The 20,720-nt window shown below is 71.6% G+C and carries 15 protein-coding genes and 1 CRISPR repeat array; of the genes, 11 read left to right on the top strand and 4 right to left on the bottom strand.

All coding sequences use genetic code 11. The annotated features are described in order from the left end of the window. Window positions 1–163: 163 nt before the first annotated feature. Window positions 164–784 (top strand): HAD family hydrolase, encoded by a 621-nt coding sequence (locus C0216_RS32355; RefSeq protein WP_114059336.1) that lies wholly within the window; start codon window positions 164–166, stop codon window positions 782–784. A gap of 87 nt (window positions 785–871) precedes the next feature. Here C0216_RS32355 and C0216_RS32350 read toward each other — a convergent pair whose 3' ends face one another. After that, a complete protein-coding gene (locus C0216_RS32350) occupies window positions 872–1,540 on the bottom strand; it encodes a DUF4097 family beta strand repeat-containing protein (RefSeq protein WP_114059335.1) in 669 nt (222 codons plus the stop codon). Between the two features lie 241 nt (window positions 1,541–1,781). Here C0216_RS32350 and C0216_RS32345 point away from each other — a divergent pair, with 241 nt between their 5' ends. Continuing rightward, a complete protein-coding gene (locus C0216_RS32345; RefSeq protein ID WP_114059334.1) occupies window positions 1,782–2,528 on the top strand; it encodes a GbsR/MarR family transcriptional regulator in 747 nt (248 codons plus the stop codon). Between the two features lie 7 nt (window positions 2,529–2,535). Here C0216_RS32345 and C0216_RS32340 read toward each other — a convergent pair whose 3' ends face one another. The 3 genes from C0216_RS32340 to C0216_RS32330 all read right to left on the bottom strand — a co-directional run bounded on the left by C0216_RS32340 (window position 2,536) and on the right by C0216_RS32330 (window position 4,888). After that, window positions 2,536–2,736: a hypothetical protein gene (locus C0216_RS32340; protein WP_114059333.1), complete on the bottom strand. Its 201-nt coding sequence runs from the start codon at window positions 2,734–2,736 to the stop codon at window positions 2,536–2,538. Window positions 2,737–3,101: 365 nt separating this feature from the next. Beyond that, window positions 3,102–3,647 (bottom strand): GNAT family N-acetyltransferase, encoded by a 546-nt coding sequence (locus C0216_RS32335; RefSeq protein WP_114059332.1) that lies wholly within the window; start codon window positions 3,645–3,647, stop codon window positions 3,102–3,104. Then, the gene (locus C0216_RS32330; protein ID WP_246043015.1) at window positions 3,644–4,888 is read right to left on the bottom strand and encodes an XRE family transcriptional regulator; all 1,245 of its coding nucleotides are present in this window, start codon (window positions 4,886–4,888) and stop codon (window positions 3,644–3,646) included. The genes C0216_RS32335 and C0216_RS32330 overlap by 4 nt, the downstream gene beginning before the upstream one ends. 297 nt (window positions 4,889–5,185) lie before the next feature. Between C0216_RS32330 and C0216_RS32325 the strand changes: the two genes are divergently transcribed. The 9 genes from C0216_RS32325 (at window position 5,186) to casB (ending at window position 20,632) form a co-directional block, all read left to right on the top strand. Continuing rightward, the gene (locus tag C0216_RS32325; RefSeq protein WP_114059330.1) at window positions 5,186–5,656 is read left to right on the top strand and encodes a hypothetical protein; all 471 of its coding nucleotides are present in this window, start codon (window positions 5,186–5,188) and stop codon (window positions 5,654–5,656) included. Window positions 5,657–5,911: 255 nt separating this feature from the next. Next, window positions 5,912–7,144 carry a methyltransferase, FxLD system gene (fxlM, locus tag C0216_RS32320; protein WP_246043014.1) on the top strand — a complete coding sequence of 411 codons (1,233 nt, stop codon included), beginning with the start codon at window positions 5,912–5,914 and terminating at the stop codon, window positions 7,142–7,144. Window positions 7,145–7,202: 58 nt separating this feature from the next. Then, on the top strand, window positions 7,203–7,394 hold the full coding sequence (locus tag C0216_RS32315; RefSeq protein ID WP_114059328.1) for an FxLD family lanthipeptide: 192 nt from the start codon (window positions 7,203–7,205) through the stop codon (window positions 7,392–7,394). 85 nt (window positions 7,395–7,479) lie between these two features. Then, window positions 7,480–10,509: a lantibiotic dehydratase gene (locus tag C0216_RS32310; protein ID WP_246043013.1), complete on the top strand. Its 3,030-nt coding sequence runs from the start codon at window positions 7,480–7,482 to the stop codon at window positions 10,507–10,509. After that, window positions 10,506–11,633, top strand: coding sequence for a lanthionine synthetase C family protein (locus tag C0216_RS32305; RefSeq protein WP_114059326.1), 1,128 nt, complete (start codon window positions 10,506–10,508; stop codon window positions 11,631–11,633). Before C0216_RS32310 ends, C0216_RS32305 begins: the two co-directional genes overlap by 4 nt. 11 nt (window positions 11,634–11,644) lie before the next feature. Beyond that, a complete protein-coding gene (locus C0216_RS32300; protein WP_114059325.1) occupies window positions 11,645–12,610 on the top strand; it encodes a thiopeptide-type bacteriocin biosynthesis protein in 966 nt (321 codons plus the stop codon). A gap of 202 nt (window positions 12,611–12,812) precedes the next feature. Further along, window positions 12,813–14,550: a CRISPR direct-repeat array (repeat unit 28 nt; unit sequence GTCGACCCCGCGGGCGCGGGGATGCTCC). 547 nt (window positions 14,551–15,097) lie between these two features. Continuing rightward, window positions 15,098–17,872 (top strand): CRISPR-associated helicase Cas3', encoded by a 2,775-nt coding sequence (gene cas3 / locus C0216_RS32295; protein ID WP_246043012.1) that lies wholly within the window; start codon window positions 15,098–15,100, stop codon window positions 17,870–17,872. Between the two features lie 282 nt (window positions 17,873–18,154). Then, window positions 18,155–19,861 carry a type I-E CRISPR-associated protein Cse1/CasA gene (gene casA / locus C0216_RS32290; RefSeq protein ID WP_114059495.1) on the top strand — a complete coding sequence of 569 codons (1,707 nt, stop codon included), beginning with the start codon at window positions 18,155–18,157 and terminating at the stop codon, window positions 19,859–19,861. 183 nt (window positions 19,862–20,044) lie between these two features. After that, window positions 20,045–20,632, top strand: a complete 588-nt coding sequence (gene casB, locus C0216_RS32285) for a type I-E CRISPR-associated protein Cse2/CasB (protein ID WP_114059324.1) — start codon at window positions 20,045–20,047, stop codon at window positions 20,630–20,632. Window positions 20,633–20,720: the final 88 nt, after the last annotated feature.

Below are 20,720 nucleotides of genomic sequence, written 5' to 3'. Positions count from 1 at the left end.
CGGATACAGGGCGGACCGCCGGAACACCCGGTGTACCACGGTCGGCGCGGTCGGGCCCTCGCACGTCACCAGCGCCGTGACCGGCGTCACTGTGGGCGTTCCCGGGGGCTGGGCCACAGTTGTTCCCTGGATCACGCGCAAACAGCGCGGGGAGGGGGTTGTTGTGACCGGGACCTGCGTCATCCTCGACATCGGCGGCGTTCTCGAGTTCACCCCGGAGACGGGGTGGGTGCAACGGTGGGAGGAGAAGCTGCGGCTGCCGCCGGGCACCGTGGACGAGCGGATGGGCGGCGTCTGGCAGGCCGGCAGCGTCGGGGCGATCAGCGAAAGGGACGTGCACGAACAGGCGGCCACGCGCCTCGGCCTCGACGCGGCGGACGCCGAGGCCTTCATGGCCGACCTGTGGGCCGAGTACCTGGGCACGCCCAACGAGGAGCTCATCGCCTACGTCGACGGGCTGCGCGGAAGATGCCGCCTGGGCATCCTCAGCAACAGCTTCGTCGGCGCCCGGGAGCGGGAGACCGCCCGCTACGGCTTCGACCGGCTGGTGGAGCGGATCGTCTACTCGCACGAGATCGGCGTCGGCAAGCCGGACGCGCGCGCCTTCGGCACGGCCTGCGCCCAGTTGGGCGTGCGGCCCGAGGACTGTCTCTTCGTCGACGACGTGGCGGTGAACGTCGAGGCGGCCCGCGCGGCGGGCATGCAGGGCCATCTCTTCGTGGACAACGCCGCCACGATCGCCCGCATCACGGCCCATGTGGAGCGCGGGCGGGCCGGCGCGTAGTGCGGGGTGCAGGTGTGACGGCGCGCCCCGGCGCCCCTCGGCGCCGGGAGCGCTGTCGGCCTCGGTGGCCGTGCGGCCGGTGGGGTGTCACAGGGTTCGGGCGGTGATGTTGCCGTAGGCGGTGGTCGCGTGGATGGGCAGGGCCGGGGCGTCGCCGTCGGCGTTGGCGAGGGCGTTGTGGATGCGGCCGTAGGAGGTGCCGGCGTCGAGGGAGGCGGAGGTGCCGCGGGCGGCGCCGACGGTGATGTCGCCGTGCTCGGTGCGCAGGGTGAGCGGGCCGCGGCGGGCTTCGGTGACGGTCAGGTCGCCCTTCTGCGTGCGGAGTTCGGCCGGTCCGCCGAGGAGGCCGACGGTGATGTCGCCGGCCTGGAGGGTGAGGCGGGCGGCGGCGACCTCGTCGAGCTTGACGGTGCCGTGGGCGCTGTCGTAGGCGACCTCGCCCAGCCGTCCGACGCCGCGGAACTCGGCCGAGGCGGTCCTGGCCTCGACGTGCGAGTCGGCCGGAAGCCGGACGGTGACCTCGACGCAGCCGGCGCCGGCCAGGAGCCCCTTCTTCTTCGGCGTGGTGATGGTCAGGACGCCGTCGGTGCAGGCGACCGTCGTCTCCTGGGCGGCGGTGACGTCGCGCTCCTTGGAGGCGTCCGCGGGCAGCACCTCGACGGTGGTGTCGGCCCGGTCCGCGGCGATGAAGCGGATGCTGCCCGCGGGGACGTCGAGGACGACGGAGACGGGGGCGGGGGTGGCGAAGGTCTGCATGCTGCGTTCTCCCTGGAGTGGGTCGGCGGGCCCTTGCGGCCCGCTGTTTCCGACATGAGAAAAGCTACGTTGCGTTTTCCATGTAGGCAATCAACACATTGCGAGAAGCGGTCATTTTGGCAGCTCAGAGCCCTGCAATCGTTGCACCGAGGCAGAAGATAACGCAACGATCACCCGGCGGTCGTTGCAATGAACTGCGGGCAAACGCTATACTGGAGTCCCGCAACGCAAAGGAGGCGCCATGCCGGGAGGCAGGCTCACCCAGCAGGAACGCCAGCAGATCGCACGGGGACTGGCCGACGGCCTCGCCTACGCGGAGATCGCCCGGCGCCTCGACCGCCCGACCTCGACCGTCACGCGCGAAGTCATGCGCAACGGCGGCCACACCGCCTACCGCGCCGACCTGGCGCACCGCGCCACCGAGCAGCGCGCCCAGCGCCGCAGGAAGCCGGCCCCGCGCAACGCGCCGACGCCCCCGCAGCCCCACGGCCGCGACTCCGAGGAAGTACGCCGGTACGAAGAGGAGTTCACCACCGTCCTCGTGGGATCGGGCGTCCCGAAGATGATGGCCCGTGTCATGGTGTGCCTGTACACCACCGACGCCGGCAGCCTCACCGCGGCCGAGCTGGTCCAGCGGCTCCAGGTCAGCCCGGCGTCCGTCTCCAAGGCGATCGCGTTCCTGGAGGAGCAGGGCCTCGTACGCCGCGAGCGAGACGAACGCCGCCGCGAGCGCTACATCGTCGACAACGACGTCTGGTACCAGTCGATGCTGGCCAGCGCCCGTTCCACGGCCCAACTCGTCGTGGTCGCCCGCCAGGGCGTCGGCATCCTCGGCCCCGACACCCCGGCGGCCGCCCGCCTCGAGAACATCGCCCGCTTCGTCGACTTCGTCACCGAGAGCATTGTCCGCGCCGCGGAGCAGGCCCGCGAGATCCTCTACGCGAAGCCCCCCGCCGCCGAAGCGGACGACGCCGCGGCGCGGCCCTGACAACCGGTCAGCCCAGCACCCAGACGCCCGCCAGGCACACCGCGAAGCCGAAGTTCGCCCAGACGAGGGCAAGCCATTCCATGACGCCGATCCGCCACCGTTTGCGCGCCGACAGCCGCCACTCGTGCACCGCCGTGGCGGCGCCGAGCAACGGCAGCGGCCCCCACAGCAGCGTCCACCACGACCACACGGTGGTGTGACGGAGCACGACGGCAACCCCCTGCGAAGAGAAGGCCGGGCAAACTCCATCCCGTCTTCTCCCGTGCTTCGGCTTGTCCTGCGCCTGAGGTTGTTTCCACGCCTCTCGGGCCCTTTCGGCCTGCGGAACAGCACGCCGCCCGGCCAGAGGAGGCTTGGGGCGTCGGGTCGCGAAGGTAACGGAGCCGCCCGGCCCTGCCCAAAGCTTTGCGGCAGCGCACCGCGGCATGTCGGCCACTGCCGCGGACCGGATCCGGCGCCGCGGCTGGTTCGGCCGTTACCCCGCGCCCGGCTGGGATGTTCCGATGGAGGCCCTGCATGCCAAGCGTCGTCGAGCTGTCGACCCCGCGCCGCATCCCCGCTCCGGCGCATTCGTCAGGCGCGGAGAGGGCGTCCCATGCACACCAGCCACGGTGAATCTGGGGAAGGCTGCACCACACCGATCTCCTCGTATCCCCAACCCTCGTACAGGCGCATCACCTTCCCATCGCCGGCAACGGGGTTCACCATCAGCGTCGCGTGGGGCTCGCCGCGGTCGGCCAGTAGCGCGTCATGCATATGTCGGGATACGCCGATCCCGCGCCAGGCGGGGATGACGCCGATCTCTTTGACAGCCACGGCGTCCTTGCCTGTGTACCGGACTGGAGCCGGCGAGTTCAGCCGCTTCCACCACCGGTCACCCGGCCCCACACTGTTGGCATAGGCGTAGCCGACCGGGGCGGCGTCGGAGCCGTGCGCGATGACCACGGCCCAACCCGGTTCGGCGGCGTGCCGGTCCAGCCGCTCCAGGAACACGTCCAGGCGGTAGTTCGGGTGGTCAAGGAGATCGGCGCGCACCAGGGCGTACAGGTCTCCGATCACGGCCTTCAAGGCCGGGGTGAGCGTCGCGTGCCGCCGTATGGCGGGTGCAGACGTGGTCATGCGGTGTGATCCTTCCTGGTGATGAACTCCCGCCAGGCGGCTTCGTGGGCGCTCTGCGGGGCGATCGCGTTAAGGCGGCGGCCGAAGGTATCGAGCATGCCGACCACGCGGGGGTGGCGGGAGGCAGCGTCGGCAGGGACCCTCATGGCGGTCGCGAGGGCTGATTCGGCGTCGCCCTGTTCGAGCTGCGCAAGGGCCAGGCGGGACGTGGTGATCGCCTTCGACCTGCGCATGTGAGGGCGCAGAGCTGCCAGGCAGCGGTGTCCGTGGGCCTCCGCCATCGCCCAGTCCCCGAGCGTGAGGTATGCCGACAAGGCGAGAGAGTCAAGTTCGGCCTGGTCGAAGAACGCCGTAAGCCACACCGGGCGGACATCGCCGCGGTTGGCGCGGGCCATCGCTTCCTGGGCATGTCCGAACGCACGCCGAACCGCTCTGCGTTCGCCGGCAGCCGCGTGGATAGCAGCGTGCCGGGCCAGGCCGAGCGAGGCGAACAGGGGGTCGCGGCGGGCGAGGGACAGGCCGCGGGCGACGTTGTTGGCGGCCGCTGCCTCGGCCGGACTGCCCTGATGGCGGTACATGGTTCCCGCGTGCGACCAGATCCGGAACTTGATCGCCGGATCACCTGAGAGTTCGGCGAGCTGCGCGGCGTGCCGCAGGTGGTTGCGAGCATCGCCGAACCGGCGGCCGTCGATGGCGGCCCACATTGCCGAGGACATGAACGAAGCCGCCGTCGCATACAGGTTCGTTCGAACCCGCTGCGATGCAGTGCCGGACTTCTGGAGGAGGAGTGCTTCAGAGGCTAGGCGGACGGCCTCGTGCTCGATGCTGGCCTGGCCGCCGTGCCGGTGGTCGGAGGCGATGATGTCGGTGAACCGCTGGTGGAGGCGTGCCACGTCGGACATGCCCACGCGGGCTGTTGATGCAGCGGAGGCCGGCGAAGGGACCCCTGCCGCGGCGGCAGCGGCGGGGAAGGCGAGGAAGGTACGGCGTTCCACGGGCGGCTCCTGGTTGGGGTCGGGGGCCGGCAGGCGGGCCCGGCGCACGAACCCTAAGTCAGCTGCTGACAGCCCGGAGAGCAGTTCCAGAGCCCGGAGCTGCGCCCCCTTGGGGCAGCGGACCCGGCCTGACCGCCATGCCCGGATGTTGGAGTCGTCCAGGCCTCCGACACGGCCGGTGATCTCGCCGACAGCGGCATTGACCAGGTCGGCAAGCTCGCGCGAGCCAAGCCGCTTCTCAGCCATCCACGCCACTAAGGCGTCGTTTCGCCTTGGGTCCACGGGCCAACCGTAGGTTGAACGCGAGGACAGGCGCAGGCAAAGGGCGGGTCAAATCGCCCTGGGGGAGACAGCGTCGCCCGCCCCGGATCGCCCTACCCGCACCCTGTGACCGGGCGTTGACTAAGGGTGTGCGCGGGGCCAGGGCATGCGCCTCCCCTCACTACCGTGCACACCCCCACGGGTGTGGGGTCGGGCCAGGAGGGCGCCATCCCTCCGCCGTAAGCCCGGCCCTGTACCGGCAATTGAGGAGGAGGGCGTGCCGTGGACTTGACCGAGATCCCCGCGGTCCGTGACGGGATGGGGCGGGACAACGCCCTGCAACGGCAGTGGTCGCCGCTGGCCAGCAGGCCGATCCGGCAGGCAGCACCGCTGACACGGCTGTGGGGGTTCCGCACGGACGGAGTGCGGGCCGCTGCGAGCCTTGCCCGCCGGAACAGTCTGATGCTCAAGGTCGTGCGCTACGTGCAGGCGCCCGAGCGGGAGGCCGGCGCGCAGTTTGAGGAACTGGAGCTTGTGGCCCGGTCACGGCACTACCCGGTTGTGGACGAGCTGTGCCTGGACGTGGGAGGGCCGATGCTCCTGGAGTACCGGTCGGGCCTGCGGGCTGCGAGGCGGCTTCTGGGCCTGCGGCGGGTCGGCAGGCTGGGCGTGGCGGTGAGCTGGTCTCTCGACGTCGGGTGCCCCGGCAAGACCCTACGCGCCGAGCTCCCCCTGCCCCTCACGGAGCTGTGACCGGTGCGCGGCTTGGCAGCGAGGCTGGAGCATGCGCTGCCGCACCTCGCCGGAGCGGAAGGGCAACGCAGCTGTGCTGCGCTGCGTGACCGGTCGGCGGTCCGGGAACTGCCTGCCGGAGCGCCCGGCGTGTGCAAGACACCTCGCGCCCACCCCAGTGAGGAGTGTGGCCTTCCTCCGGACCAAACCACGCGCTCTCAGCCTTCCCAGCACATGTGGGCCAAAAGGAGAACCAGCATGGATAGCGTCCCCCGCATGACGAGCACCGACATGAAGCCCCCGGCGTCCGACCGGGAGTTGCGGGACCAAATGGTCAGCCGCCTGATCGAGATGGGCGCCCTTCGGAGCAGCGGCGCCGTGGCAGCATTCCGCAAAGTGCCCCGGCACCTCGCGACCCCCCAGACGGACATCACCAAGACCTACGGCGTGGAAGACGCCGTGATCACCAAGACCGACGCCGATGGCATCCAGCTCAGCTCGGTTTCCGCCCCCCGAATCCAGGCCATGCAGATTGAACAGGCCGACCTCCACCCCGGCCAGCGGGTGCTGGAGATCGGATCCGGCGGCGTGAACGCCGCCTACCTCGCCGAGATCGTCGGCCCCGGCGGCACGGTCGTCTCCATGGACATCGACCGCGACGTCACCGCTCGCGCCGAACGCTTCCTCAAGGAGACGGGCTACGACCGGCGCGTGAAACTGGTGACGGCCGACGGTGAGGACGGCGCCGCCGCCGACGGCCCGTACGACCGCATCATCGTCACGGTGCAGGCCGCGGACATCCCCCCTACGTGGATCGACCAGCTGGTCGACGGCGGCCGCCTGGTCGTGCCGCTGCGCATGCGCGGCATGACGCGCACCATCGCGTTCGTGCGCGACGGCGAGCGGCTCGTCAGCGACGGCTTCGAGCTGTGCGGCTTTGTCCCCATGCAGGGCGCCGGCGAGAACCGCGTCCGCTTGCTGCTCCTGCACGACGTGCCGGGCGAGGAGGTCGGCCTGCGCCTCGACGGGCACCCGGAGCCGAACCAGGGGGCCCTGCGCGAGGCACTGCACATGCCAAGCGTGGAAGCATGGTCCGGGGTGACGCTGGCCGGAGACGAGTCGAACGAGCACCTCGACTTGTTCCTGACCACAGTCCTCGAAAACCTGCCTCTGCTCACCGGCACCGCGGCCGCCCGCTCGCGCGGCCTGATCGCGTCCGCCTCCCCCCTCGGCGTCCCGACGCTCGTCAGGGGCGGCAGCTTCGCGTACCGCACGGTGCGTCGGACCCAGGACCCCGACCGGTTCGAACTCGGCGCCATCGGCCACGGGCCGGAAGGCGCCGAGCTCGCGGAGGCGTTGGTCGTTCAGATGCAGTCGTGGGACCGCGACTTCCGCGACGACCGCGCGCGCATCGACGTCTACCCGGCCGGCACGCCGGACGAAAAGCTTCCCGAGGGCGGCCGGGTCATCGACCGGCCGCACACCCGGGTGATCATCTCCTGGCCGTAGAGGCGCCGCTACGACCAGGTGTCCCGAGCACCATCCACCACCTCACAGGAGGAACCAGATGGCACGGCAGAACAACCCCGTCCTGAAGGCGGCCACGGACTACGCGTCCGGCACGGACTCCGACTTCAACCTGGACATCGAGACGCTCGCGTCCGCGCCGGTCGTCGCCGGCCTGCTGAACGACACCGGCGACGGCTGCGGGTCCACCTGCCAGTCCGCCTGCTCCAACAGCACCTGCATCAGCGGCTGACCCTGCTGCTGCCCCCTCCCGCGGGGCCGGGCCGGGCCTGCTCGTCGGGCTCGGCCCCGCACCCTCCGGTGACGACGAAGGAGGCATGACAATGTATGAAGCCCTTGACGCGGCACTGCTCAGAGCCACGGCCAGGCCCCTGACGGATGCCCTGCCTCCCTGGCCCGACCTGGCCCAGGACGACGTCCCCGCCTGGACCGCGTGGATCACGGAGGTTTGGTCCGACGAGGCGGCCTCGGCCGCCGTCGAGGTCGCCAGCCCGCTCCTGGCGGATGCCGTACGAGGGGTGATCAGCGGCAAGGTCGCCCGCCCGCGGCCTGTCCGACGGGCAGTGGTCTCCTTGATGCGGTACCTGCTGCGCAGCCGGTACCGCGCCACCCCGTTCGGGCTGTTCGCCGGCCCCGCACCCATCCGTACCGGAGCCTCCGGCCACGCCCGGTGGGGAGCCCACCACCGGATCGACGTCCGGGCAGACGCGGAGTGGCTCGCCGCGGCCATCGCCTCGCTGGAGAACATCCCCGGCATCCTGCAACTCCTGCCGGTCGTCGCTGACCCGACGCACGTGATACGCGGCGCGAAGGTCACCGTGCCGCACCAACCCGGCAAGGAAGGCCCTGTCGAGAAAACCATGCGACGCACCAAGGCCATCGAGACCATCCTCGCGCTGGCCGCCTCCCCGATCACGGTGGCCGAGATCATCGACAAGCTGCACGGCGACTACCCCACGACCCCGGTCGAAATCGTCGAGAACACCGTCCGCGGACTGATCTCCCACCGCATCCTCCTTACTTCCCTGCGCGCCCCCATGACCTGCGACGATCCCCTCGACCACCTCGTACAGCAGCTGGACCTGCTCAGAGCGGACCGGATTCCGGCGGCGGCGGCCATAGTCGCGGAGTTGCGGCGGATCCGCCGCCTGCTCCGCCGACACCTGGCGTCCCCGCCTGCTGCCCAGCGCGACATCCGGGATGAGGCCACACGGCGCATGACGGCCGTGACCGGGGTCGCCACTCGCACCCTGGTGGTCACCTCGCGCCCGGACTGCGACGTCCGACTGCCCGCCGCGGTGGCCCGCGAGGCCCAGACGGCCCTGGCGGCCATCGCCCGGATCTCCCCCTACCCGGCTGGCCCGCCGGCCTGGCAGGACTACCGCACCCGGTTCCTCGAGCGCTACAGCATGGGCGCCCTGGTCCCCGTACGAGACCTGACCGACCCGAACATCGGCCTGGGCTTCCCCGCCGGGTACCGCGGCTCGGTCCTCAAGCGGCCCGTACTGGCCACCACCCGGCGCGACGAGCACCTCCTGGCCCTGGCCCAAGACGCCGCCCAGACCAACCGGCGTGAGATCGCGCTCACCCGCGAGGACCTCGACGCCCTGACGGTGGGCAGCCTGTGGCAGGTACCCGCACACGTCGAGCTCTGCTTCTCCGTTCACGCCCCGAGCCTCCACGCCCTCAACGACGGCCGGTTCGAGCTGAGCATCGTCGGCCTGTCCCTCGCCGCCGGCACCACCACCGGACGGTTCCTGCCCCTGCTGGAGCCGGACGACCGCGAGCGCATGCAGCGCGTCTACACCGACCTGCCCACCCTCACCGAAGCAGCGGACCGTGCACAGGTCTCCAGCCCGCCCCTGCGGCTGCGTACCCAGAACGTCAGCCGCTCGCCCGCGGTCGTGCCGCACCTCCTGAGCCTGGGCGAGCACAACCCGGTCGCCAACCTCGACTTGGACGACCTCGGCGTCGGCGCCGACTCCCGCCGCCTGTACCTGGCCTCGCTCTCCACCGGGCGGATCATCGAGCCGTCGGTGATGAACGCAGTCGAGCCGACCAACGCCACCCACCCGCTGGTCAGGTTCGTCACGGAAGTCCACCGCTCACACACCGCCGTCCTCGCCCCCTTCGCCTGGGGAGCCGCTAGCAGCCTGCCGTTCCTTCCCGAGGTCCGCATCGGCCGCACCATTCTGTCGCCCGCCTGCTGGCGGCTGCGCCACCACGAGCTCGCCCGTGACGGCGCCGAGAGGTGGCCGCACCGCTTCGAGCACTGGAGGGCCGTCTACGGCGTCCCCCGCACCGTCTTCCTCGGGACCGACGACCAACGCCTGCGCCTCGACCTGGCCGACCTCGCCCATCAGCAGCTGCTGCGCCTGGAACTGGAGCGCACCCGCCGCGTGACCGTGCACGAGGCGCCTCCTGAAGCGGCCTACGGGTGGCTTGGACGGGCGCACGAGGTCACCATGCCCTTCGTCGCCACCCAGCGGCCCGTCCGCCGCCCCACCCCCACGACGGTCGTCCCCCGCGGTGAGGGCCGCCTGCCGGGCGCCTCCCCCTGGACGTTCCTCAAGCTCTACAGCCACCCCGCACGCGCCACCGAGCTGCTGACCGCCGCGCTGCCCACCCTGATGGACACCTGGGATCCCCAGCCGGCTTGGTGGTTCACTCGCTACAGCGACCCCGATCCGCACCTGCGCATCCGCATCCAGCTCCCCGGTGCTGCCGCCTTCGGCGACGTGGCGCAGGCCGTCGGGGCATGGGCCGCACAGCTCCGCCTGGACGGGCTCCTGCGCCGTGTGCAATGGGACACCGACGAGCCGGAGACCGGCCGGTACGGCACCGGCCGGCTGTTGGCAGCTGCGGAGCAGGTTTTCATCGCCGACTCCGCGGCCGCCCGCGCGCAGATGAAGCTGCGGATACCGGCCGAGCTCGCTCCGGCAGTGACGGCGGCCAGCTTCCACGACATCGCCACCGTCCTCGCCGGCAGCACGGATGCAGCCCGGGTGTGGCTGCTGTCCGTTCTCCCACAGGCGGAGGGCGCTGCGCCCCCGCGTGCCGTCCAGACCAGCGCACTGTATCTGGCCGCCCCCGACCGGTCCGGGCTGCTCGAGGTGCCCGGTGGATCCGTTCTCATCGACGCATGGGCCCGGCGGCGCGCAGCTCTTGAGTCCTACCGGGACGACCTCTCCGCCGCGGGCCGGGATCCGTTGGATGTCTTGCCGTCCCTGCTGCACATGCACCACAACCGAGCCGCCGGCCTGGACCCGGAAGGGGAGGCGGACTGCCGTCGCCTGGCCCGCACCATCGCCGTGCAGAGCACCGCCCGAGCCGAAGGAGCACGGTGACCGCCACTCCTCACGCTGCAGACCTCGCCACCGGTCAGTCCTTGGCCCACGGCTCACTCGGCACAGTGCTCCTCGACGTCGAGCGGGCACACAGGGGAACGACTGCCTGGCATGAGGTCCAGCGCCGGCTCACGGGAATCGGACCGCTCATAGACGGCGACCAGGCCGGCCTGTTCCTCGGCGCTCCCGCGATGGCCTTCGTCCTCCACCTCGCTGCCGCAGACACCGGCCGCTACGCCAACGCCCTCGCCGCCCTGGACCGCACCATCGCGGCCCACACCCGGCAGCGCCTGGCGGCCGCCCACACCCGCATCGACCACGGCATCCCGGCCGCGTTCGCCGAGTACGACCTGCTGCGCGGCCTCACCGGCATCGGCGCACTTCTTCTGCGGCGGGCACCGACCGGCGACGACCTCAGGGGGGTCCTGGAGTACCTGGTCCGCCTGACCCGGCCGCTACCCGACGGGCAGCCGGGCTGGTGGGTGTGGCACGGCCCCACCAACCTGCACCAGCCCACCCCAGCCGGACACGCCAACGCAGGCCTCGCACACGGCATCACCGGGCCCCTGGCCCTCCTCGCCCTCGCCACGCTGCGCGGCATCACCGTGCCCGGCCAGGAAACGTCAATGCAGACGATCTGTCACTGGCTCGACCAGATACGCCAAACCGACCGCCATGGCACTCATTGGCCCCGATGGACGCATACGGCCGGCCCTGCCACACACCACACGGAAGCACCATCCTGGTGCTACGGAACCCCCGGCATCGTGCGCGCTCAGCAACTCGCTGCCCTCGCCCTGGACGATTCCGCCCGCCAACGCGCCGTCGAAGAGGCGCTCCTGTCCTGCATCGGCGACTCCGCCCAGCTCGACCAGCTCACCGGCCGCAGTCTGTGCCACGGCATCGGCGGCCTCCTGCGGGTAGTCCAGCGCGTGGCCGCGGACGCGCTGGACCCGCACCGCTTCCAGGAGCACGTTCCCCGGCTCACCCAGCGGTTCCTGGCCGCACCGCCCCCGCAAGGCTCAGGTTTCCTGGAAGGGACGGCCGGCGCAGCGCTCGCTTTCCAAAGCGCCGATACCCCCGCGCCCGCCTGCGACTGGGACACCAGCCTCCTGCTGGTGTGAGCGGAGCCCACATGGACACACCGCCCGAAGCCGCCGTACTGGCCGCCCTCACCGGGCAGCCCCTCTCCCAAGTCGCCGCCCGACACGCCTGCTCCGTCCCGCTCCTGGCAGACGCCGTAGACCTCTACCGTGCCGCCGGCAGGGCGGCGCTTTCCGCAAACGACGGAGCCGAGCGGTGGCAGCAGGTGAACGTGGAATTCTCCGACTACGGCCGCGCCCGCGAGGCGTTCTCCGCCTACCTGCTGCCAGCGCTCCGCCAGGCTTACAACGAAGGGCTCATCGCCTCCTGGTGGTTCGTGCGCAAGCACCCCTGCTGGCGGCTGCGCGTCCTACCCGCTCCCGCAACATCGAGTCGCGCCGTACGCGCGCGCCTCACCGCGAACCTCGACGCCGCGATCGCCTGCGGGGCGGTGCAGCAGTGGCGGGTCATCCCGTACGAGCCGGAGACCGCAGCCTTCGGTGGAGCGGTCGGCATCCAGCTCGCTCACGACCTCTTCCACACAGACAGCGAAGGAGCACTCGCCTTCTTGCATACCGCCGACGCCAACCCCTCGCGTCAGCCCGACGCGAAGGTCACGTCCCTCCTCGTGGTCACGCTGCTCCTGCGGGCAGCCGGCCAGGAATGGAGCGAGCAGGGCGACGTCTGGGCACGCGTGGAAGCAAGCCGCCCGCTACCCGCCGGCATCCCCGGCGAGCAGGTGTCATCCATGACACCGTCGATCCACAGACTCCTGACGATCAATACCGCCGGGCTCACGGCCGACGACGAGCTGCTGATGCCCGTGGCGGCCTGGGCCGCCGGGCTGGAGAAGGCCGGGCGGTGTCTCGCCGACGCCCATGACCACGGCCGACTCACCCTCGGCCTACGGAGCATCCTTTCTCGCCACATCATCTTCCACTGGAACCGCATGGGGTTCACCACACGACAACAGGCGATCTGGGCACGCGCGGCACGCGCCACCATCCTCGGCGAATAACGGGCGGGCCACTGAACTACCCGGTGGCGCTGCATGCCGGAGCGGCGCCGCCATAAGCGAGGAGCAGCCGGATAGGCCTGGGCTGTACCGTGTGAGCCATGACGGATGTCACTGTCGAACCGCGGTCATGTTAAGGAAGTGCCGTTTCATGCGACTGAATGAAAACGGCTACCTCAGCTGACATACCCCCAGCTCAGCAAGTGTGGACCCCGCGGGTGCGGGGATGCTCCGAACAGGTCCGCCAGGCCGCCGCCGAGTTCAACGTGGACCCCGCGGGTGCGGGGATGCTCCGCGGCCCTCACGGACACGTCATCCCGGCGGCGCGTGGACCCCGCGGGTGCGGGGATGCTCCGGGGTCTCTGGCGGGCGAGCTGGGTGTGGCTGCGTGGACCCCGCGGGTGCGGGGATGCTCCTGCGCCCCCACTGCGGCGGCAGCGGGGGCGTCTGTGGACCCCGCGGGTGCGGGGATGCTCCGCTGATGAGCGGCGTGGGGGGTGGCCGGGCGCCGTGGACCCCGCGGGTGCGGGGATGCTCCGGCGATGCGCACGGGTGCGGGCGCACGTACCCAGTGGACCCCGCGGGTGCGGGGATGCTCCGGAGACCGCGTGCCGCGCGCTATCGTGCGCGCCGTCGACCCCGCGGGCGCGGGGATGCTCCGGCCATGCCGGTGGCGCCGATGCTGATCTGCGCGTCGACCCCGCGGGCGCGGGGATGCTCCGGATGGGGATCCGGCTGAGGGAACGGGCACGGCGTCGACCCCGCGGGCGCGGGGATGCTCCGGGGAAGATCGAGGCGGCCGATCTGGTCGTTCTGTCGACCCCGCGGGCGCGGGGATGCTCCGTTCGGCCAGGTGTTCACCGGCCACATGGGCAAGTCGACCCCGCTGGCGCGGGGATGCCCCGGGCCAGGGTGCCCCCGCCGCCGCTCCCGTGCAGTCGACCCCGCGGGCGCGGGGATGCTCCGCCCTCGGCGACGCCCTGTTCGAGCTGCGCCGCGTCGACCCCGCGGGCGCGGGGATGCTCCTCGCCAAGGGAGACAGGGCAGCCCCCGTTTCGTGTCGACCCCGCGGGCGCGGGGATACTCCGAGCCAGTATCCGTACTCCGGGAACCCGTCCACGTCGACCCCGCGGGCGCGGGGATGCTCCGCAGGCCCGGCTCGCGGCCGCTCCCCTCCCGACGTCGACCCCGCGGGCGCGGGGATGCTCCGTGCCACGACCGCTGCGCAGTTGCGCGCTACCGGTCGACCCCGCGGGCGCGGGGATGCTCCCGTGGTGTCGATCCCGGTGACGGTGCCCGCGGTGTCGACCCCGCGGGCGCGGAGATGCTCCGGTGGCACGTAAGACGGACCCAGTGGACGCGTAGTCGACCCCGCGGGCGCGGGGATGCTCCGTACGACGGATGCTGACCCACTGACCCCCGCCGCGTCGACCCCGCGGGCGCGGGGATGCTCCGCAGGCCCGGCTCGCGGCCGCTCCCCTCCCGACGTCGACCCCGCGGGCGCGGGGATGCTCCGTGCCACGACCGCTGCGCAGTTGCGCGCTACCGGTCGACCCCGCGGGCGCGGGGATGCTCCCGTGGTGTCGATCCCGGTGACGGTGCCCGCGGTGTCGACCCCGCGGGCGCGGAGATGCTCCGGTGGCACGTAAGACGGACCCAGTGGACGCGTAGTCGACCCCGCGGGCGCGGGGATGCTCCGTACGACGGATGCTGACCCACTGACCCCCGCCGCGTCGACCCCGCGGGCGCGGGGATGCTCCGAAGGCCGTCCGTCACGCCGAGCCGCCGTCGGCGTCGACCCCGCGGGCGCGGGGATGCTCCGTTCGGCCAGGTGTTCACCGGCCACATGGGCAAGTCGACCCCGCTGGCGCGGGGATGCTCCGGGCCAGGGTGCCCCCGCCGCCGCTCCCGTGCAGTCGACCCTGCGGGCGCGGGGATGCTCCGTGGCTGAGCAAGTTGCGCTGGAGGCCCTGTACGTCAACGGTCGTCGACCTGCTCGACCCCGCACCGCGGGGCTGCTCCGGTGAGATCGGGACCGGAAGGTGTTGCAGGGGCGGGCTTCGGAGGGTACTCGCGCCTGCGGGGGTGCCCGTGCTCGAAGTCCACTGGGCCGCCGGAAAGACGTGGACAGCCGCGTGTTGGCTGGCCAGCATGCCAGCGGTCGAGGCGAACCCGAGGAGGGCTGTGGCGGCCCACGCCCTCGGTTTCGCAGGCCCAGCGCTCGTGGGGTCGCTGCGGGTGGGTTCGGACATTTCACGTATTGGCATGCGTGCGTCTGGTTCATCGATCGGTGCTCTGCTTGGCGTTTTCGCAGGTCGCTCGCGTTGTCAGTGTGGCCTTCTAGGGTGTGGTGGCTCTGGACGTGCGGTGGTTGGAGGTCTGGTGGACTTAGGGCGCTTGGGTGGGCGGTACGAGCCTGCTGTCGTGGGGGCTTTGGCCGTGTTGTGGGGGAAGTCGCGGGAGCGGGCAGGGGGTACGACGAGCCTGCTGATGGCGCACCTGCTGGATACCGCCGCGGTTGCGGAGTTGCTGTGGGAGGACTTTCTCGCCCCGTCGACGCGGTCGGCGCTGAACGAGGTTGCCGGGGGGCCGGACCGCGGCCGGCGGTTGTTCGCCTGGCTCTGCGGCGTTCATGACTGCGGGAAGGCGACGCCGGTGCACCAGCGGCTGTGGCCCGAGGGTGCCGAAGCGGTGCGGCAGTCAGGGCTGACGTGGGTCGAGTCGGCGGCTGTGGCGGGGGTAAAGAACAAGCGGCGCTGGCGTCATGACTGGGCCGGCGGGCTGGTGGCACGTGAGCTGTTGACTGCGGCGGGCTGGGGCCCGGAGCAGGTGGACTGGACGTGGCCGTTGGTTGCAGGGCATCACGGTGCGTTTCCGTCGTTGAAGGATGTGCAGGAGCCGGGGTCGGCGAAGGGGCAATTGAGGGGCCGAGGGGTCTGGCGCCGGGTGCAGGAAGCCGTGGTGGATGCCTTCACGGGGGAGCTGGGCTTCGGGGGCCTGGGGGAGGTCGAGCCGGTGGCGGTCCCGTCGCGGGCCCTGCAGTTGCAGTTGAGCGGTTTGGTGGTGATGGCCGACTGGATCGCGAGCGACGAGCGTCACTTCCAGGGCATCGACGATCTGGAGCGGGTGAGTCTGGGCGAGTCGCGTGGACGGGCAGCCAAGGCGTGGGCCGCCCTTGGCTTGCAGCACGGCTGGGGGGCTTTGGCACTGCCGGGACCTGAGGCGTTCTTGGACCGGTTCGGCTACACGCCCAGGCCCTCGCAGGCCATGGTGGTCGAGGCCGCGCGCCGTATAGGCGGTCCGGGGCTGATGGTGATCGAGGCTCCCATGGGGGAAGGGAAGACGGAGGCGGCTCACGCGGCGGCGGAAGTCCTGGCCGCGAGGTTCGGGGCGGACGGTGTTTTCGTGGGGATGCCGACCCAGGCGACAAGCGATCCGATGTTCACGCGCACGCGGCGCTGGCTGGGGGCCGTCGACCCTGAGCTCGCCTCCCGGGTGGTGCTGCTGCACGGCAAGCGGGCGTTCAACAGCGAGTGGAAGGAGCTCCTGGAGAACGCGGGCGCGTCCGCAGACGAGGCGTTCCGCGGCGTCGACGAGTACGGCATGGACGACGACCCCTACGGTGTGGGGCACGCGGAGTGCGGTGAGCAGGAGCGGCATGCGCCCGCGGAGTGGTTTCTGGGGCCGAAGCGGGGGCTGCTCGCGCCGTTCGTCGTGGGTACAGTCGATCAGCTGTTGTATGCGGCGACGCGTACGCGGCACGTGATGCTGCGGATGGCAGGGCTTGCGGGCAAGGTCGTCGTGCTGGACGAGGTCCATGCGTGCGACGTGTACATGGGCCAGTTCCTGGGAGAGGCGCTGCGGTGGCTGGGGCAGGCCGGTGTGCCTGTGGTGGCTCTCTCGGCGACGCTGGCGCCGGCACAGCGGCAGGCTCTGTTCGAGGCATACCTGGCGGGGGCTGCGTCGCGGGCGGAGCTTGAGGTGTGCGTTCCCGCCCCGGCGGGCTATCCGAGTGTGACAGCTGCGTGGCTGGACGATGCCCGGCAGCCGCAGTTCCATACCGATTCGACGGACAGCTGGCGGGCGGACCTCCCGGTGGCGGTCGGCGTGCTGCCGGAGCGACTGCCCGGTGCGGGTTCCTCGCGTGAGGACAGGCTGCGGCTGCAGGCAGAGGCGGACGCCGCTGTAGCCGACCTGCTGGCGGAGGAGCTGGCCGGCGGGGGGACCGCGCTGGTCATCCGGAATTCGGTGGGACGGGCGCAGAGTCTCTATGAGGAGCTGCGCGGCCGCTTCGGTGAGGCCGAGGTGCGGCTGCTGCACGCCCGCTTCACGGTGGCACGGCGCGCGGACCTCACGGAGGAGTGCCTGCGTCTGCTGGGGCCGCGGGCGCCGAGGCCGCGGGGCGGGAGGCTGATCCTGGTGGCGACCCAGCTGGCCGAGCAGTCCTTCGATGTCGATGCCGACCTGCTGGTCACCGACCTTGCCCCCGTCGACCTCCTGCTGCAGCGCATGGGACGGCTGCACCGGCACGAGGGCACCTGGCGTCCGGAACGGCTGCGCGCGCCGAAGGCGTTCGTCACCGGCTTCGAGCCGCGCCCGGGCCGCGAGCCGGTGTTCGGCTACGGCAGCGAAATGATCTACGGGCGCCATCTGCTGCTGCGGACCGCTGCCGTCCTGCCTGTGCCGGGCGGGGACTGGTCGTTTCCGGGAGACGTCCCCCGGCTGGTGGAGAGCGTGTACGGGTCGGATGCTGCCCTTGTTCCCGAAGCGTGGCGGGAGACAGGGGAGGCTGCCCGCCAGGCGCAGGAGCAGGCGGACCGTGGCCGCGCCGCAGTTGCCCGCGGCTTCCTGCTGACGGGCCCGGGTGATCACGAGCGCCGGACCCTCGCGGGCCTGCACTACGCGGGATCCGGCGGCAGCGACGAGGATGCGCTGCGGGCGGCGGTGCGTGACGGAGACGAGTCCGTGGAGGTCGTTCTCGTGGTGCGCCAGGAGGGCGATGAGGTGTACCGGACCCTGGCGGGACGGGCTTTGAGCGTCAACGGGGACGTGGCGGCCGAGGTCCTGGACGAGGTGGTGGGCTCGACGGTCAGGCTGCCTCCCTCCCTGACGCAGCCGGCTCTGGGGCTGAAGCCGCTGCCGGGTTGGCACGGGCATCCGTGGCTGCGGCGCGCCCGCGCCCTGGTGCTGGACGGCTCGGGCAGGGCCCGTGTCGGTGACTTCACGGTGTCCTATGACGCGGAGTTCGGCTTGCGGCAGCTGTAGGGGGGCGCAGGGCCGGTTCTGTGGGCTCTGCGGCGGGGATGGGCGGGTGTGGTGAGCCGCCGGGCGGGGCCCGGCGGCTCGGTACCCCGCGTGGCGGGGACGAGGTGAGCCCCGGGCTGTGACGCAAACACAAGAGGGGACCATCCCCGCCTGCGTGGACCGCGTGGTGCGAGCCGGGCGGGGTCAACTCCCGGATTGTCGCACCTGGTTGTAGAGAAAGCACCTGTGCGCCTCAACCCCGCTGCTAGCGTTAAACATAAGAGATTCCTTCAAGGGGTGCTGATGACTCATGCCTTCTTCCTGACCGATGATCCGTGGCTGCTCTTACCCTCGGCCACCGGTGGTCCGGCACAGCGGCGCTCCCTGCGGACGGCGCTTGTCGAGGCGCACGAGTTCGGCGACCTGGTGGTGGAGATCCCCACCCAGAAGGCCGCCGTCCTGCGGCAGGTGATGCTTGCGGTGGTCGTCGCCGCGCTCGGCCGCCCGGCCGACGAGCGGGAGTGGGCGGCCTGGCACGCCGCCGGCCGGTGGTCGCCGCAGCAGCGCCAGACGCTCGAGGACTACCTCGATGCGCACCGGGATCTGTTCGACCTGTTCGATCCGGTGCGGCCCTTCGGTCAGGTGGGCGGGCTGTCCACTGCGAAGGGCGAGACGAAGAACGCAGCTCTGATCGTCGCCACCTCGGCCACCGGCAACAACGTGCCCCTGTTCGCCTCGCGCACGGAGGGCGACTCCTACTCGCTGACGCCGGCGCAGGCAGCGCACTGGCTGCTGCACGCCCACTGCTGGGACACCGCAGCCATTAAGACCGGCGCGGTCGGCGACCCGCAGGCGAAGGCGGGCAAGACCACGGGCAACCCGACCGGCCCGCTGGGGCAGCTGGGCGTGACGCTGCTCGCCGGCCGGACCCTGTTCGAGACGCTGCTACTGAACATCCCGGTCGGCGCCCCGCCGACCTCGACCGACCTGCCGCAGTGGAAGAGGCGCGACCCGTCAGCCCCCCGCTCGGTCGGCAGCCCGCAGTGGCAGACCCGTGCCCCCGAAGGGCTTCTGGACCTGTGGACCTGGCAGTCCCGCAGGATCCGGCTCTTCCCCGAAGACACCGACGAAGGCCTGCGGGTGACCCGGGTCCTGGTCGCCGCCGGGGACCGGATGACCCACACCCCCGAGACCGAGCCGCACACCATGTGGCGCCTCGAACCGATCGGAAGCCGCACCTCCGGCAAGGCCAAGTCCGGCGCTGCCCTGCCGCGCCGCCCGCTGCGCCTCCAGCCGGGGAAGGCCGCCTGGAGGGGACTCGACGCACTCCTGGCAGCCGAACGCGAGTCCCGGGAGGCAGGGGAGAAAACCAGCGGATTCGCCACCAGCAAGATCCTCGACCAGGCCGGCGGCCTCGTCAGCGAACTCGGCGAAGGGTATCCGCTGCGGGTGGAACTGTGCGGCATCGCCTACGGCAACCAGTCGGCCGTCATCGACGACGTCATGTTCGACGCCCTGCCCCTGCCGCTGGCCGCACTGGACGCCGACAGCGACGTCCGCGCCGCCCTCCTCGAAGTGGCCGCCCAGGCCGAAGAGCTGGCCACGGCCGTCAACCACCTGACCGCCGACCTCAGGCGCGCCCTCGGTAGCGACCCGATCCCCTGGGACAAGGGCCAGCGCCCCGGCGAATTCGTCCTGCACGCGCTGGACCCGCTGGTGCGGCGCCTGCTCACGGGGATGAGGGGCGTAGAGGACCTCGAACGCATCGAGGCCGGCCAGCTCGCCTGGGAGCAGCTGGCCTGGTCCCGAACCGAGGACATCGTCGACCGCCTGCTGCAGGCCGTGCCGGTCGGGGCCTTCGCCGGCAGAACCACCTCCCAAGGCGAAGGCAAGCCGGAGCACACCCACCGCGCCTCGTCCGCCGAGGCGTCCTTCCGCAGGCGCCGAGCGGAGATCCTCCACCGCGCCGACGCCCACCGACGCAACAGCGCCGCCCTCGGCAGCACTTAGACGGCACCGCCGCGGCCACGGCCCTTCGACGGCCTCGCGGCCCTGAGGCCGCAGGCCCCGCGCGGCCCGTTCCCGCACCGCCCTCCGGCCGCAGGACTCCCGGCATACCCCAGGGCACTCCCCCTTGCGCATGCCCGCGCCCTCCTTCACGGCACCGCAGTCTCATCACGTCTGGATACGGTCATGACCGAAGAAGAGCACTCCACGCAGAGGATCTGGCACCGCTACATCGGCGCCGACGGCAAGTGGAGGCACACGTCCGGGACCGCCGCTCAGCGGCGCCCGCCCGGCGAGGACCTCGCCGTCCTGCGCAAGGGCCTGTCCCGTCCCGCCGGCACCGTGCTCGAGATGTTCCGCTTCTACACCTGCGAAGTCGACGACTTCGCCGCGCGCCGCGGCGAAGTCTCCGCCGCCCAGGAGGCCGAGCACATCGCGCTCGCCCTCTACGGGCTGCACCAGCAGAGCCAGGACCAGCCGATGCACCGCGACGGAGTCAGCCTCGGCCGCGCCATGCGCGCCCTGCGCCTGCACGACCGCACCAGCGAGGACGCGGTCGACGCACGCTTCCAGCAGACCTTCTCCGCGACATCGACGGCAGCGCTCCAGCTGCGCCTGCGCGGTCTGGTCACCCAGCTGAGGGACATCAAGCAGCCCCTCGACTACACCCTCCTGGCTGCCGACGTCCTCCGATGGAACCGGCCCGACTCCCGCAACCGCGTACGCCGCCGCTGGGGCCTGGACTACCACGCCCGGCCCCAGAAAACCCCGTAGGGCCCTGTCGGCTGACGCCTGCTCCTCCCCACCCTGCCCGCCGGCTGCCCTCGCGGCGGGCCCTCCATCTGCCCGCAGGCGCGCCGTC

The sequence above is a fragment of the Streptomyces globosus genome, from assembly GCF_003325375.1.
GTDB classification, from domain to species: Bacteria; Actinomycetota; Actinomycetes; order Streptomycetales; family Streptomycetaceae; genus Streptomyces; species Streptomyces globosus_A.
Note: the sequence above shows the minus strand (reverse complement) of the source record. Positions and strands in the feature narration are given on the sequence as shown.

Coding starts and splice junctions, on each gene's coding strand:
- C0216_RS32330 (WP_246043015.1), bottom strand. CDS start 4,888: ATGGCTGAGAAGCGGCTTGGCTCGCGCGAGCTTGCCGACCTGGTCAAT.
- cas3 (WP_246043012.1), top strand. CDS start 15,098: ATGGCGCACCTGCTGGATACCGCCGCGGTTGCGGAGTTGCTGTGGGAG.
- C0216_RS32310 (WP_246043013.1), top strand. CDS start 7,480: ATGACAATGTATGAAGCCCTTGACGCGGCACTGCTCAGAGCCACGGCC.
- C0216_RS32345 (WP_114059334.1), top strand. CDS start 1,782: ATGCCGGGAGGCAGGCTCACCCAGCAGGAACGCCAGCAGATCGCACGG.
- C0216_RS32315 (WP_114059328.1), top strand. CDS start 7,203: ATGGCACGGCAGAACAACCCCGTCCTGAAGGCGGCCACGGACTACGCG.
- casB (WP_114059324.1), top strand. CDS start 20,045: ATGACCGAAGAAGAGCACTCCACGCAGAGGATCTGGCACCGCTACATC.
- C0216_RS32350 (WP_114059335.1), bottom strand. CDS start 1,540: ATGCAGACCTTCGCCACCCCCGCCCCCGTCTCCGTCGTCCTCGACGTC.
- fxlM (WP_246043014.1), top strand. CDS start 5,912: ATGACGAGCACCGACATGAAGCCCCCGGCGTCCGACCGGGAGTTGCGG.
- C0216_RS32335 (WP_114059332.1), bottom strand. CDS start 3,647: ATGACCACGTCTGCACCCGCCATACGGCGGCACGCGACGCTCACCCCG.
- casA (WP_114059495.1), top strand. CDS start 18,155: ATGACTCATGCCTTCTTCCTGACCGATGATCCGTGGCTGCTCTTACCC.
- C0216_RS32300 (WP_114059325.1), top strand. CDS start 11,645: ATGGACACACCGCCCGAAGCCGCCGTACTGGCCGCCCTCACCGGGCAG.